General features: G+C 67.1%; 14 protein-coding genes and 1 pseudogene. 6 read left to right on the top strand and 9 right to left on the bottom strand.

What is annotated here, in order from left to right:
- Positions 1 to 6: 6 nt before the first annotated feature.
- A complete protein-coding gene (locus KCI33_RS05235) occupies positions 7 to 2301 on the bottom strand; it encodes a DNA topoisomerase IV subunit A (protein ID WP_212523710.1) in 2295 nt (764 codons plus the stop codon).
- Positions 2302 to 2397: 96 nt separating this feature from the next.
- On the opposite strand from KCI33_RS05235, the gene KCI33_RS05240 reads away from it, so the two are divergent.
- The 5 genes from KCI33_RS05240 to KCI33_RS05260 all read left to right on the top strand — a co-directional run bounded on the left by KCI33_RS05240 (position 2398) and on the right by KCI33_RS05260 (position 6003).
- On the top strand, positions 2398 to 3231 hold the full coding sequence (locus KCI33_RS05240) for an SDR family NAD(P)-dependent oxidoreductase (RefSeq protein ID WP_212523711.1): 834 nt from the start codon (positions 2398 to 2400) through the stop codon (positions 3229 to 3231).
- 63 nt (positions 3232 to 3294) lie between these two features.
- On the top strand, positions 3295 to 3501 hold the full coding sequence (locus tag KCI33_RS05245; protein WP_212523712.1) for a twin transmembrane helix small protein: 207 nt from the start codon (positions 3295 to 3297) through the stop codon (positions 3499 to 3501).
- 4 nt (positions 3502 to 3505) lie between these two features.
- On the top strand, positions 3506 to 4078 hold the full coding sequence (locus KCI33_RS05250) for a cob(I)yrinic acid a,c-diamide adenosyltransferase (RefSeq protein WP_212523713.1): 573 nt from the start codon (positions 3506 to 3508) through the stop codon (positions 4076 to 4078).
- Between the two features lie 237 nt (positions 4079 to 4315).
- Positions 4316 to 5074 carry an electron transfer flavoprotein subunit beta/FixA family protein gene (locus tag KCI33_RS05255; RefSeq protein ID WP_212523714.1) on the top strand — a complete coding sequence of 253 codons (759 nt, stop codon included), beginning with the start codon at positions 4316 to 4318 and terminating at the stop codon, positions 5072 to 5074.
- The gene (locus tag KCI33_RS05260) at positions 5074 to 6003 is read left to right on the top strand and encodes an electron transfer flavoprotein subunit alpha/FixB family protein (protein ID WP_212523715.1); all 930 of its coding nucleotides are present in this window, start codon (positions 5074 to 5076) and stop codon (positions 6001 to 6003) included. Before KCI33_RS05255 ends, KCI33_RS05260 begins: the two co-directional genes overlap by 1 nt.
- A gap of 53 nt (positions 6004 to 6056) precedes the next feature.
- Here the strand turns inward: KCI33_RS05260 and KCI33_RS05265 are convergent, their stop codons facing one another.
- Positions 6057 to 6884: a DUF6473 family protein gene (locus tag KCI33_RS05265; RefSeq protein WP_212523716.1), complete on the bottom strand. Its 828-nt coding sequence runs from the start codon at positions 6882 to 6884 to the stop codon at positions 6057 to 6059.
- A gap of 129 nt (positions 6885 to 7013) precedes the next feature.
- Here KCI33_RS05265 and KCI33_RS05270 point away from each other — a divergent pair.
- Positions 7014 to 7925: pseudogene (locus tag KCI33_RS05270) on the top strand (3-hydroxybutyryl-CoA dehydrogenase); the annotation flags it as partial.
- Between the two features lie 55 nt (positions 7926 to 7980).
- On the opposite strand, the gene KCI33_RS05275 reads toward KCI33_RS05270, so the two are convergent.
- From KCI33_RS05275 to KCI33_RS05305, 7 genes are all read right to left on the bottom strand, one after another.
- On the bottom strand, positions 7981 to 8835 hold the full coding sequence (locus KCI33_RS05275; RefSeq protein ID WP_249138928.1) for a lysophospholipid acyltransferase family protein: 855 nt from the start codon (positions 8833 to 8835) through the stop codon (positions 7981 to 7983).
- 80 nt (positions 8836 to 8915) lie between these two features.
- A complete protein-coding gene (locus KCI33_RS05280; RefSeq protein ID WP_212523718.1) occupies positions 8916 to 9194 on the bottom strand; it encodes an HPr family phosphocarrier protein in 279 nt (92 codons plus the stop codon).
- Positions 9195 to 9596 carry a PTS fructose transporter subunit IIA gene (locus tag KCI33_RS05285; RefSeq protein WP_212523719.1) on the bottom strand — a complete coding sequence of 134 codons (402 nt, stop codon included), beginning with the start codon at positions 9594 to 9596 and terminating at the stop codon, positions 9195 to 9197.
- Positions 9593 to 10534, bottom strand: a complete 942-nt coding sequence (gene rapZ, locus KCI33_RS05290) for an RNase adapter RapZ (protein ID WP_212523720.1) — start codon at positions 10532 to 10534, stop codon at positions 9593 to 9595. The genes KCI33_RS05285 and rapZ overlap by 4 nt, the downstream gene beginning before the upstream one ends.
- Positions 10534 to 10956, bottom strand: coding sequence for an HPr kinase/phosphatase C-terminal domain-containing protein (locus tag KCI33_RS05295; protein ID WP_212523721.1), 423 nt, complete (start codon positions 10954 to 10956; stop codon positions 10534 to 10536). The genes rapZ and KCI33_RS05295 overlap by 1 nt, the downstream gene beginning before the upstream one ends.
- A 9-nt stretch (positions 10957 to 10965) precedes the next feature.
- On the bottom strand, positions 10966 to 12630 hold the full coding sequence (locus KCI33_RS05300) for a sensor histidine kinase (RefSeq protein ID WP_212523722.1): 1665 nt from the start codon (positions 12628 to 12630) through the stop codon (positions 10966 to 10968).
- A 53-nt stretch (positions 12631 to 12683) separates the two neighbouring features.
- Positions 12684 to 13385: a response regulator transcription factor gene (locus KCI33_RS05305; protein ID WP_212523723.1), complete on the bottom strand. Its 702-nt coding sequence runs from the start codon at positions 13383 to 13385 to the stop codon at positions 12684 to 12686.
- Between the last annotated feature and the right edge of the window lie 136 nt (positions 13386 to 13521).

Consider the following 13521-nt stretch of genomic DNA (forward strand, 5'->3'; position numbering starts at 1 on the left):
TGGGCATCAGGTGAAGCGGTTGTCGCGGGGGAAGCCGCGCGGTGCCATCCGGCCGGCGCCCGCGCGCTTGCCCAGCCATTCGGCCAGGTCGGCCTCGGTGCGGGTGCGACCGGCCGGGTCTTTCCAGGACAGGCCGTCGGCCAGGGTGAAGGTGGTGGCGTCCGACAGCCCGCCGTCCTTGTATTTCTGAAGCCGCACGCCCTTGCCCCGCGCCATCTCGGGCAGCTCGTCGAGCATGAAGACCAGCACCTTGCGGTTCTCGCCCACGCAGGCCACGGCGTCGCCGGCGACCGGGCGGCAGACCAGCGCGCGCGCATCGCCCCGCACGTTCAGCACCTGCTTGCCGGCGCGGGTCTGGGCCACGACGTCATCGGCGGGCACGACGAAGCCGTCGCCGGCGCTGGAGGCCACCAGCAGCCTGGTGCCGGGCCGGTGAATGAACAGGTCCACGATCTCGGCCTCGTTGGGCAGGTCCACCATCAGGCGCAGCGGCTCGCCCATGCCGCGCCCGCCGGGCAGCTGCGCCGCCGGCACCGTGTAGAACCGCCCGTTCGAGCCGAATACCAGCAGCTTGTCGGTCGTCTCGGCATGCAGGGTGAAGCGGCCCTCGTCGCCGTCCTTGAACTTCAGCGCCGAGTCGAGCGCGATATGCCCCTTCATGGCGCGGATCCAGCCCATCTTGGAGCAGACCACGGTGATCGGCTCGCGCTCGATCATCGCCTCCAGCGGCACCTCCTCGACCTCATGGGCCTCGGCGAACTGGGTGCGCCGCGCGCCGCCCTCGGATTTCCTGCCGAACTGGGTGCGCGTCTCGCGCAGCTGGTCGGAAATGGCGGCCCATTGAACGTCCTCGTTGGCCAGCAGATCCTCCAGCCCCGCGCGTTCCTCCATCAGTTCGTCGCGCTCGCGGATCAGTTCCAGCTCTTCCAGGCGGCGCAGGGAGCGCAGGCGCATGTTGAGGATCGCCTCGGCCTGCACCTCGGTCAGCTCGCCCTCGCCGGGGCGGGGCGAGACGTAATCGGCCTCCGACATCGCGCGGACGTGGGCGCGCCCCCAATTCTCGCGCATCAGGGCGGCCTTGGGGTCGTCGTCGTATCGGATGATGTCGATCACCCGGTCGAGATTGAGGAAGGCTATGAGGAAGCCTTCCAGCACCTCCAGCCGGTGGTCGATCTTGTCCAGCCGGTGCTGCGAGCGGCGCAGCAGCACCTCGCGCCGGTGATCGAGGAAGGCGCGCAGCACCTCCTTCAGCGAGCACACCATCGGCGTGCGCCCGTCGATCAGAACGTTCATGTTCAGGCTGAAGCGGACCTCGAGGTCGGACTGCCGGAACAGCGTGCCCATCAGCACCTCCGCGTCCACGTTCTTGGAGCGCGGCTCCAGGATCAGGCGCACGTCGTCGGCCGATTCGTCGCGGACATCGCCCAGGATCGGCACCTTCTTCGACTGGATCAGATCGGCGATCTTTTCGATCAGCTTGGATTTCTGCACCTGATAAGGGATCTCGGTGACGACGATCTGCCACTGGCCGCGGCCCAGATCCTCCTTCTCCCATTTCGCGCGCAGCCGGAACGCGCCGCGCCCGGTGCGGTAGGCCTCGGCGATGCTTTCCTTCGGCTCGACGATCACGCCGCCGGTCGGGAAATCCGGGCCGGGGATGTAGTTGAGCAGGGTCTCGTCGCGGGCATCGGGCGTCTTGATCAGGTGCAGGCAGGCGCCGATCAGCTCTTCGATATTATGCGGCGGGATGTTGGTGGCCATGCCCACCGCGATGCCGCTGGCGCCGTTGGCCAAAAGGTTCGGGAAGGCCGCGGGCAGCACCACCGGCTCGGTCAGCGTGCCGTCGTAATTGTCGCGGAAATCCACCGCGTTCTCTGCCAGCCCCTCCATCAGCGCCTCGGCGGCGGCGGTCAGGCGGGCCTCGGTGTAGCGGCTGGCGGCGGGGTTGTCGCCGTCGATATTGCCGAAGTTCCCCTGCCCGTCCACCAGCGGGTAGCGGACGTTGAAGTCCTGCGCCAGGCGCGCCATCGCGTCATAGATCGCGGCGTCGCCGTGCGGGTGATAGTTGCCCATCACGTCGCCCGAGATCTTGGACGATTTGCGGAAGCGCCCGTTCGGGCTGAGCTTCAGCTCGCGCATGGCGAAGAGGATGCGCCGGTGCACCGGCTTCAGCCCGTCGCGCGCGTCCGGCAGGGCACGGTCCATGATGGTGGAGAGCGCATAGGTCAGATACCGCTCGCCGATGGCGCGGCGCAGCGGTTCGGACAGCTCGGTGTTCTGGGGATCGGGCAAATCGTTCATGTCCCGGTGATAGCCAAGCCCGCCCCCCACGACAAGCGCATCCGCGATGGACGGCGCCGGCGCGATCGCCTAGCGTGCCGCGAAAACGGGGCAGGCATGGACGTCAGGAAATCGCTTCTCATCACGGGGTGCTCCTCCGGCATCGGATATGACGCGGCGCATGGCATGGCGGCGCGCGGCTGGCGCGTCTTCGCCACCTGCCGGCAGGAGGCCGATTGCGAACGCCTGCGCGGCGAGGGGCTGGAAAGCTTCGTGCTGGACTACACCGATGACGCAAGCATCGAGGCCGCGCTCCAGGAGGCTCTGTCGCGCACCGGCGGCACCCTCGATGCGCTGTTCAACAACGGCGCCTTCGGCCTGCCCGGCGCGGTGGAGGACCTGCCCACCGACGGGCTGCGATCAATCTTCGAGACCAATCTCTTCGGCTATCACGAACTCACCCGCCGGGTGATCCCTGTCATGCGCGCGCAGGGGCACGGGCGGATCGTGAACTGTTCCTCGGTGCTGGGGCTGGTGCCGATGCGCTGGCGCGGCGCCTATGTCTCGACCAAATACGCGCTGGAGGGGTTGACCGACGTGCTGCGGCTGGAGATGCGCGACACGCCCATCCACGTCATCCTGCTGGAGCCCGGCCCCATCACCTCGAAGATCCGGGTCAACTCCATCCCGCATTTCGAGAAATGGATCGACTGGCAGGCATCGCCTCGCGCCGACCAGTACCGCGCCAGCCTGCTCAAACGCCTCTACGAGGCGCGCGGCAAGGACAGGTTCGAACTGCCCCCCTCGGCGACCACGGCGAAACTGGTCCGCGCGCTGGAAAGCCCCCGCCCCGCCCCGCGCTATTTCGTCACGACGCCAACCTATCTGATGAGCGCCCTGCGCCGGGCCCTGCCCACGCGGCTGCTGGACTGGGTGATCGCCAAGGGGTGAGAATCGGGTTCGCTTTTTGCGCCCGAACAGCTACATCCCGGGTAACCGGAAAGGACACCTGCCATGCTGAACGACCCGCTTTTCATCATCGTCGCCATCGCCGTGCTGGCGGTCCTGGTCATCCTGATGATCGGCATCGGCGGCTTCGCCAAAGGAGGCGAATTCAACCGCAAGCACGGCAACCGGCTGATGCGCTACCGCATCTACGCGCAGGCGTTCGCCATCGCCCTGATCCTGGCCTTCGTGGCCCTGCGCCGGATGGGGGGCTGAACTGATGGTCGTCCTGAACAAGATCTACACCAAGACCGGCGACCACGGCGAAACCGCGCTGGGCAACGGCGCCCGCGTGGCCAAGCATTCGATGCGCGTCACCGCCTATGGCACGGTGGACGAGACCAACGCCACGGTGGGCCTCGCCCGCCTGCATGCAACCGGCGAGATGGACGAACAGCTCGCCCGCATCCAGAACGACCTCTTCGACCTCGGCGCCGACCTTTGCCGCCCGGAGATGGAAAAGGATGCCGAGGCCGACTACCCGCCGCTGCGCGTCGCCGACAGCCAGGTTGCGCGGCTGGAATCCGAGATCGACGCGATGAACGCCCGGCTTGCGCCGCTGCGCAGCTTCATCCTGCCCGGCGGTTCGCCGCTGGCCGCGCATCTGCACCTTTGCCGCACCGTCTCGCGCCGGGCCGAGCGGCTGAGCGTGGAACTTGCCACGATGGAATCGGTGAACCCGGCCGCGGTGAAATACCTCAACCGCCTGTCTGACTGGTTCTTCGTCGCCGCCCGCATCGCCAACGACGACGGCAGGGACGATGTCCTGTGGGTTCCCGGAGCGAACCGCTGAACGCAGCGAGGCGGCAAACGCATCGCGTTTGGCAACGGGAAGAGCGGACCGCGAGGTTTCGGAAAGGCCCCGTTACAATTCCGCAGGGAACCACCCGAAAAGCCACGAAACGCGACGTCGAAACATCCTTTCGGGTCGATTTTGCCCTGTTGTCGCCGTCCCCGACCCGCTAACAAACCCCTGAGAGCTTGAAACGCCCCCGCCCTGCCGGGGCAGAGACCCAAGGAGAGCACGCTGATGAAGGTATTGGTGCCTGTAAAGCGCGTGATCGACTACAACGTGAAGGTCCGCGTGAAGGCGGACGGCAGCGGTGTCGATCTGGCGAATGTCAAAATGTCGATGAACCCGTTCGATGAGATCGCCGTGGAAGAGGCGATCCGTCTGAAGGAAAAGGGCGCGGCCGATGAGATCGTCGCCGTTTCCATCGGCGTGAAGCAGGCGCAGGAAACGCTGCGCACCGCGCTGGCCATGGGCGCCGACCGGGCCATCCTGGTGGTCGCGGCGGACGACGTGCACCAGGACATCGAGCCGCTGGCGGTGGCCAAGATCCTCAAGGCCATCATCGACGAGGAGCAGCCCGGTCTGGTGATCGCCGGCAAGCAGGCGATCGACAACGACATGAACGCCACCGGCCAGATGCTCTCGGCGCTCTTGGGCTGGAGCCAGGCGACCTTCGCCTCGGAGGTCGGCATCGAGGGCGACAGCGCCGTGGTGACCCGCGAGGTCGACGGCGGCCTGCAGACCATCAAGGTCAAGCTGCCCGCGATCGTGACCGCCGATCTGCGCCTGAACGAGCCGCGCTATGCCTCGCTGCCGAACATCATGAAGGCCAAGAAGAAGCCGCTGGAGGAAAAGACCCCGGCGGATTACGGCGTCGACGTGACCCCGCGGCTGGAGGTGGTCAAGACCACCGAGCCGGCGGCGCGGCAGGCCGGTGAAATCGTGGGCTCGGTGGACGAGCTGGTGGCGAAACTCAAGGAAGCGGGGGCTCTGTGATGGCTGTACTCCTTCTTGCCGAAGTGACCGACGGCGCGCTGGCGCTGGATGCAACCGCCAAGGCCGTGACCGCGGCCAAGGCGCTGGGCGACGTGACCGTCCTCTGCGTGGGCGCCAAGGCCGCCGACGCCGCCGCCGAGGCCGCGAAAATCGACGGCGTGGCCAAGGTTCTGTGTGCCGAGGATGCGCTTTACGGCCACCGCCTGGCCGAGCCCGCCGCGGCGCTGATCGTCAGCCTCGCCGCCGATTACGAGCATATCGTGGCCCCCGCCACCACCGACGCCAAGAACATCATGCCGCGGGTGGCGGCGCTTCTGGACGTGATGATCCTGTCGGACGTGACCGCCGTGGTCGACGGCGCCACCTTCGAGCGCCCGATCTACGCGGGCAACGCCATCCAGACGGTGAAGAGTTCGGACGCGAAGAAGGTCATCACCTTCCGCACCTCGACCTTCGAGGCCGCCGGATCGGGCGGGTCGGCACCGGTGGAGACCATCGCCGCCGGCGACAACCCCGGCCTGTCCGAATGGGTCGAGGACAAGGTGGCCGCCTCCGACCGGCCAGAGCTGACCTCGGCGGGCATCGTGGTCTCCGGCGGGCGCGGCGTGGGCTCGGAAGATGATTTCGCGCTGATCGAGAAGCTGGCCGACAAGCTCGGCGCGGCGGTCGGCGCCTCGCGCGCGGCGGTCGATTCGGGCTACGCGCCGAACGACTGGCAGGTGGGCCAGACCGGCAAGGTGGTGGCGCCCGACCTCTACATCGCGGTGGGCATCTCCGGCGCGATCCAGCACCTGGCGGGGATGAAGGACAGCAAGATCATCGTCGCCATCAACAAGGACGAAGAGGCCCCGATCTTCCAGGTCGCCGATTTCGGACTGGTCGCCGACCTGTTCCAGGCCGTGCCGGAACTGACCGAAAAACTCGGCTGAGCCGCCCCACGGATCCCGCAAACGGCCCGCCGATCCGGTGGGCCGTTTCGCGTTCAGCCCATCAGCCGCGCCACCACCGGCGCCAGCGCCGCCGCCACCTCGCCATGTGCGGCAGGGCCCGGCATCTGGGCCGCGGCGGCCTGTTCGAGCGGTGGAAAGACCATACCGTCGATGCCCCTCGCACAGGCGGCCGGACTGGCCACCACCTCGACATATTCAGTGAAGAGCGGGCGCACCGCGTCGATCATCGCGCGATCGACGAACAGCGGATCCTGCCCCAGCCCCGCGCCGCGCGGGCTGTCCCCCGGCCGGCGGCTCGACAGCCACAGCAGCACCCGCGCCCCCCGCATCCGCCCCGCGAGATGGCGCATCCGCGCCAGCCAGGCGGCCTTCAGCTCTTCGACGAGCAGCAGGAACCGCTCGGCCGAGACCGCCTGCAGCGTGCCCAGCATGTGGCGGGTGAAATGGAACTCGGTGAAATCGACCTCGCGATAGACCGCCTGCAACATCGCCGATGCCGTGAGGAAGCGGTCGTTGCGGCGCGGATGCACGCTGTAGAACCGGTTCGACATGTTCTGTGCGCCCAGCACCTGCAGCACGCTCACCCGCGCGCGGTCGCAGATCCGCTGCACCACGCCGTCGCCGGCGAAGACATCGATCCCGGCATTCACCAGGCCGAGATTCACCACCGGGTGGCCGATTTCGGCCTCCACCAGATGCGGATAGGGACGTGCGATATATTTTCCGTAGGTCTCCGTCCCGCCCAGGATGGTGCAAAAGGCCCCGTCGAGCGGCCGCTCCGGCCCGCGGAACAGAAGCCGCGACCGGCCGTATCGGCACGGGGAATAGTCCAACGCGCCAGCGCCATGATGTTCATACATTTTCGCCCCCTCTTCTCGTATTGCGACTCACCCGTCTCAAGACTGGACGCCGAGGCTTTCCAAATGGCTAAAGCCGCAATTTGAAACGAATGCGAACGGCCCTTCGGGCTTGCACGCGGCGCCCGCGCGGGCCTATGGTCTGCGCGGCATCAGAAGGGGTCAGCCATGGACATCAAGACGGTCGGGATCGTCGGCGCAGGGCAGATGGGCAACGGGATCGCCCATGTCTTCGCGGTGGCGGGCTATGACGTGCTGCTGAACGATATCTCGCAGGATAACCTGGACCAGGCGATCGCGGTGATCGACCGCAACCTCGAGCGCCAGGTCAGCCGCGACAAGATCAGTGCCGAGGACAAGGCCGCGGCGCTGGCCCGCATCGCCACCACGGTGACCCTGACCGACCTCGGCGGCAGCGACCTGATCATCGAGGCCGCGACCGAGCGCGAGACGGTGAAGCAGGCGATCTTCGAGGATCTTCTGCCGCATCTCAAGCCCGAGACCATCCTGACCTCCAACACCTCGTCGATCTCGATCACCCGACTGGCCAGCCGCACCGACCGGCCGGAAAAATTCATGGGCTTCCATTTCATGAACCCGGTGCCGGTGATGCAGCTGGTGGAGCTGATCCGCGGCATCGCTACCGACGACGCGACCTACCAGACCCTGCTCAAGGTGGTGGAGAGCCTGGGCAAGACCGCCGCCAGCGCCGAGGATTTCCCCGCCTTCATCGTCAACCGCATCCTGATGCCGATGATCAACGAGGCGGTCTACACGCTCTATGAAGGGGTGGGGTCCGTCAAATCCATCGACGAGTCGATGAAGCTGGGCGCCAACCATCCGATGGGGCCGCTGGAGCTGGCCGATTTCATCGGGCTCGACACCTGCCTGGCGATCATGAACGTGCTGCATGACGGGCTGGCCGACACCAAGTATCGCCCCTGCCCGCTGCTGACGAAATATGTCGAGGCCGGATGGCTGGGCCGCAAGACCGGGCGCGGCTTCTACGACTACCGCGGCGAGGTGCCGGTCCCCACCCGCTGATTCAAGTTTTTCTGCGAAGAATCACACCAGTTCTTCGCGGAAGGATTGCCCCTGCTCAGGGCTGCAGCGCCAGCGTCTGCGCGCGCAGCCAGGCGACGAAGCCGCGCGGGTTGCTCGACCAGCCGTCGATCTCGGCCCGGTCGATGGGCGCGCCCACCACCGGCGCCTGCGGCTTGTTCAGGGCATGCACCACCTCGAACAGGAGCAGCCCTTGGCGCAGCGTCGGCGAGACGCGGTTGGCCATCTGGTACCAGCGCGAATTCTGCCCCGGGAAGAAGATCGGCAGCACCCTTGCGCCGGAGCGCAGGATCATCTTGGCGGTGAAGGGGTTCCAGTCGCGCTCGATCACCGGGCCGAACATCGTGTCCGACGAGGCCACCACGCCCGAGGGGAACAGCACGATCACGCCGCCGTCCTTCAGGTGTTCCATCGCGCGCCGGCGCATATCGAGGTTCTGCTGCAGCGCATCCGCCTCATGGGCGAAGGGGACGGGGATCATGAACTGCTCGATCTCGCCGACCCCCGTCAGCAGGTTGCGGGTCAGGATCTTGTAATCGGTGCGGACCCGCCCGATCAGCTCGCCCAGAACCATGCCGTCGACCAGCCCGTGCGGGTGGTTGGCCACGATCACCAGCGGCCCGTCCTTGGGGATGTTGGCGATCTGCTCCGGCGGGGTCCGCAGCTCGATCCCCATGACCTCAAGCGCCTGTTTCCAGAAGGCCTGGCCGTGCGGCACGCCCATCGCCTCGAACCTGCGGATCAGGCGCAGCAGGCGCATCTTGCCGGTCAGGACTTCCATCGCCTGTATGGTGGCGACCTGAAACGGATTGTCGAAGGTGTGGGCATAGGACAGGCGCCGGCGGTCATAGGGCTGATCGGCGAGATTCCGTCCGTCGCCCTGCCCCACCAGAGAGCCGGGCTTGCGATGAACCAGTGCCGGCCTGTGTTGGGAACTGTCAACCAAACCGCCGCCGCTCCTTGCCTGCCGCCCTACATCTCCTCGCCGAACCGGTCGGCAACCAGCGCCTCCAGCGCGTCGGCCAGCGCCTCGGCCTCGGGCCCGCTGGTCTGAACCTGAATAGAGGTTCCTTTCGAGGCTGCCAACATCAAAAGCCCCATGATGGAATCGCCCGAGGCGCTGAGCCCGTCGCGGCTGACCTCGGCCCGGGCGTCATGCGCCTCGACCGTTTCCACGAATTTCGCCGAAGCCCGCGCGTGCAGGCCCTTTTCGTTGATGATGTCCAGATTGCGGGTGATGGTATTGCTCATTCAGTGCCGTTTTCCTGCTGGTCCGTCGAAGGCGTCGATGTATTTGCGCCCGGCGGCCAGCGCGCCCTCCACCGCATCCTCCAGCGCCATGCGGCGCGATTTCGCCAGCTTGATCAGCATCGGAAGATTGGCGCCATAAAGGATCACCCGATCCTCCGGATCGCAGGCGCGCAGCGACAGGTTCGAGGGCGAGCCGCCGAACATGTCGGTCACCACCACCACCCCGTCGCCGGTATCGACGGCATCGGCGGCGGCCTTGATCTCGGCCTGTTTCAGGGCGCGGTCATGGTCGGGCTCGATCGAGATGGCGAGGATGCCGGGCTGCCTGCCCACCACATGCTCGACCGCGGCCAGGTATTCCCTGGCCAACCCGCCATGCGCAACGATCACGATACCGATCACCCGGCCGACCCCGATCCAGTTCCCGTTCCGGGGGTCGCAGGCCCCCGTCGCTCCAGTTCACGATGTCTCTTAGACACCCGCCAACCGGCATCCGCAAGCGCATTGGACAGTTTTTCCACCACCATGACCGACCTGTGCTGGCCGCCGGTGCAGCCAAAGGCGATGGACAGATGCGACTTGCCCTCGTCGCGGTAGGCCGGCAGCAGAAGCAGCGCCAGATCCAGCACCTTGTCGAAGAACGGCTGGAAGCGCGCGTCCTGCGCGACGTAGGCCGCGACCTCTTCCGCCTGACCGTCCAGTCCGCGCAGGGCAGGCTCCCAGTAGGGGTTTCGCAGGAAACGACAGTCGAAGACCATATCCGCGCCGCGCGGCACGCCGCGCTTGTAGGAAAAGGAATGCACCGAGACGGCAAGCCGCGGCGCCCCGGCGGTGCCGAACCAGCGCGCCACCTCGGCCCGCAACTCGTGCGGGGTCAGCTCCGAGGTGTCGATCAGCATGTCCGCCAGCGCGCGCACCGGCCCCAGCAGGTCAAGCTCGCGCGCGATGCCCTCGGCGGGGCTTTCTGCGGGGGCGAGGGGATGGCGGCGGCGGGTCTCGGAGAAGCGGCGCAGCAGCACGTCGCCCTGGCAGTCGACAAAGACGATCTCCACGTCGACATTGGGGGCGGCGCGCAACTGCGCGGCCAGATCGGCCAGCGCGGCGACGCTGAAATCGCGGTTGCGCGGGTCCAGCCCCAGCGCGAGCGGCTGCCCCAGCGGCGGACCGTCCAGCAGCCGGGGCACCAGCGTCAGCGGCAGGTTGTCGATCACCTCGTAGCCGAGATCCTCCAGCGCCTTGAGCACGGTCGAGCGCCCCGCGCCCGAGGGCCCGGTGATCAGCACCAGCCGGTGCGCGGCCGGGCGATCGTGGGAACTGGTCTCAAAGGCGTCAGGCGTCATCAGGCACTCCTTCCCCGCTTTAGATATTGCAGGATCGCTGCGGGGAAATGGGCATTTTCGACCTTGTGAAGCAAGCTGACCTTGCGGTCCAGCAGGCGGATCTCGCGCGGCGGCGGCAGGCGCTCGGCCTCGACGCGGTCCAGATCGACGGCCAGCACGACCTCGGCCTGCGGCACGGCGTCCGCGCGCAGGATGCCGACGCCGCGCGCCTCGATCAGCCCGGCGATGCTGGCCGGGGCCGAGGCCACCAGCCCGCCCGGCCCCGCGCGCAGGCAGGTCCGGTCATCGGCCACCAGCGCCGCGCCGCGGGCCATCAGCTCCAGCGCCAGCGCCGATTTGCCCGCGCCCGAGGCCCCCAGGATCAGCACGCCGCGACCCGAAAGCGCCACGCAACTGGCATGGAGGATGGACGGCCCGGTCATCGCGGCCGGTCAGACCGGCAGGCCCACGACGAAACGCGCGCCCAGCGGCTCGGAGGTGACGTCGGCATCGGTCGGGCGGATGTTCTCCGCCCAGATCACGCCGCCATGCGCCTCGACGATCTGCTTGGAGATCGCCAGCCCGAGGCCGGAATGATCGCCGAACTGCCCGGCGGGGCGTTCTGAATAGAATCGGTTGAAGATCTTGGTCAGCGCCTGGTCGGGGATGCCGGGGCCGGTATCCTCGACCACCACCAGGACGCGGTTGTCGCGCTTGCGCGCCCAGACCCGCACCGCGTCGCCCTCTTCGCAGAAGGACACGGCGTTGGTGATCAAGTTGACGAAGACCTGCGCCAGCCGCGCCTCGAGCCCTTGGATGATCACCGGCTCGGGCGGCAGGTCGGAGATGAAATCCACACCCTTGGTCTTGGCCTCAGCCCCGAGGTGATCGGAAAGGTTCTGCAAGAGCTGCACCAGGTTGAAGCTCTCTTCCTCTTCCTTGACCAGCTCGCTGTCCAGCCGCGAGGCGTTGGAGATGTCGCTGACCAGCCGGTCCAGCCGCCGCACGTCGTGGTCGATCACGTCGAGAAGCTTGTCGCGCTGGTCGGGCCGCTTGGCCAGACGCAGCGTACCCACCGCCGAACGCAGCGAGGCCAGCGGGTTCTTGATCTCATGCGCCACGTCGGCGGCGAACTGCTCGTTCGCGTCGATCCGGTCGTAAAGCGCGGTCACCATGCCGCGCAGCGCGCCCGACAGCCGACCGATCTCGTCGGGCCGGGCGGTCAGGTCGGGGATGCGCACGCGCGAGGGGCTCATCTTGCGGGCGTTCTTGTCGCGCCCGATCTCGGCAGCGGCGGCCAGATCGGAGAGCGGGTTGGCGATGGTCGAGGCCAGAACAAGGCTCAGACCGATCGACACCAGGATGGCGATCACGAACATCTGGAGAACCTGCTCGCGCTCGGTCCGCACCAAGGCGTCGATCTCGCCGGCGGCGCTGGCCAGGGCGACCACGCCCAGAACCTCGTCGCCGCGCCGGATCGGGGTGGCGACGGTGAAGAAGGTCCGGCCCGCCGTGTCGACGACCGAGTTCACGGCGGTCTGACCCTGCAGCGCGCGCTGCGACAGCGCCCGCGCCTGGCCGAGCACGTCATGCGGGACCTCGGGCGCCTCGGATTGGCTGAAAACCCCGGCCAGGGTCTCCCAGACCGAGTTCAGGAAATCGGTGATCATGGTCGAACGGCCGTCACGCGCGACGGGGATCGCGGCCCGGCGCGGCAGCCCCTCGGAGGAGGCGACCAGCTGCTGCGCGGGATCGAAGAGGTAGACCTCGATGCCGCGGGCCATGTCCAGCGACGCCAGCGTGCCTTGGGCGTCGATCCCGTCGCCGGCGCTCAGGCTGACCGGGCCGAGCGCCGGAACCCCGGCCTCGAACACGTCGGCGATCAGCTCGGCCTGGGCGATGCAGGCGGCCTCGCGCTGCTTGACCAGGCTGTCGCGGCCGGGGCTCAGATAGAGCACGCCGGCCACCAGGACCACCAGAGCGAGCAGGTTGAAGGTGATGATCTTGCGCGCCAGCGGCGAGCGGTTCAGCGCTATGGCGCTCCGCCTTGCGCGCCGCCGCCGGACCTCGGTGTCGATCGTGACATCGGGGGCCACCCAGTCCTCACCGAGCAGCACATCCGCATCATGCTGTGATCTTGTGTCGCGCAAGGCTGTCCCCAAACCGGGTGTCACTCTTCATTGTACCGATAGCCGATGCCGTACAGGGTCTCGATGGCGGCGAAATCGGGGTCCGACTGTCGCATCTTCTTGCGCAGCCGCTTGATGTGGCTGTCGATGGTGCGGTCGTCGACATAGACCTGATCGTCATAGGCGACATCCATCAGCTGGTCGCGGCTCTTGACGAAGCCGGGCCGCTGGGCCAGCGCCTGCAGCAGCAGGAACTCGGTCACGGTCAGCGACACGTCCTTGCCCTTCCAGGTCACGGCGTGGCGCAGCGGGTCCATCCGCAGCTGGCCGCGCTCCATCACCTTGCTCTCCTCGGGCGCCGGGCCGCTGTCGGAGGCGATCGCCTCCTGCCGGCGCAGCAGGGCGCGGATGCGCTCGACCAGAAGGCGCTGCGAGAACGGCTTCTTCACATAGTCGTCGGCACCCATGCGCAGGCCCAGCACCTCGTCGATCTCGTCATCCTTGGAGGTGAGGAAGATCACCGGCATGTTGGTTTTCTGGCGTACCCGCTGCAGCAGGTCCATGCCGTCCATCCGGGGCATCTTGATGTCGAAGACGCCGATGTCCGGCAGGCGCTTGTTGAAAGCGTCCAGCGCCGTCTGGCCGTCATTGTAGGTCTCAACCTCGAACCCTTCTGCCTCAAGGGTCATGGACACCGACGTCAGGATATTCCTGTCGTCGTCAACGAGTGCGATCCTTGACATGGAAACTTCCCTTTTTGTTCTGCTCTATGCCTGTTTTTTGCCTCATTTTTCCCTTTTTCATCAGCGGGAATCAAGCGGTATCCGCGAATCACCCCCCTCCCGGACCCGATTTGAATCGAAAAAGATTGACACATTG

The sequence above is a fragment of the Actibacterium sp. MT2.3-13A genome, assembly GCF_018139985.1.
Classification (GTDB): Bacteria; Pseudomonadota; Alphaproteobacteria; order Rhodobacterales; family Rhodobacteraceae; genus JAGSOU01.